The following is a 602-nucleotide window of genomic DNA, read 5'->3' on the forward strand; positions in this document are numbered from 1 at the left end:
CACTTTTATGCGCATTAAAAGGTAACGTTCAAACACTTTTACGCGCATTAAAGTGTATTAACTGTATTTTTGTATGTAGCAGCCATTCTTAATCTCCTCATTCACTTTGTTCATTTAAGGCAACTGTTCATTAATTATGAACAACCTGCATAACTGAACAAACAATTAACGCCCCACTCCCTATCGCAGCTTTCATAGCTAAAATAATCCATTCTGCTCATCAACAATTTTGACTTACAAGCCATGCGTAATCATTTACTCATAAAGAGCCTCGTCACACATTAATGAGTAAATTTTTACTCATAACTTGAAAAAAAATGACTTTAAGAGTAAAGTTTTACTCATTGATAAGTAGAGGTGTTGTCGATGGAAGAACTAACCGTACAAGCTTTTCTCAGAGGTGAATGGATAGATATTGGTATCATCTCATTCCCTAAAAGTAGCCAACATAATTTCCGAGTGACTGAACTCAACTACCTCAGCGACTATGCGCTAGAACATCACGATAAAGATGACTTTCACGCTGTTTCACTAAATCACCCTGTCTCATTCTTTTTTGATGACATGAGTAAACCTGGATGGTTAACGTTTCTAGACAATAT

1 pseudogene is annotated in these 602 nt (G+C 35.7%); it reads left to right on the forward strand.

From position 1 onward, the window contains the following. Positions 1–366 precede the first annotated feature (366 nt). Positions 367–602, forward strand: a pseudogene (locus R7040_RS28000) (type II toxin-antitoxin system HipA family toxin); the annotation flags it as partial.

The organism is Vibrio sp. 1069 (assembly GCF_033340555.1).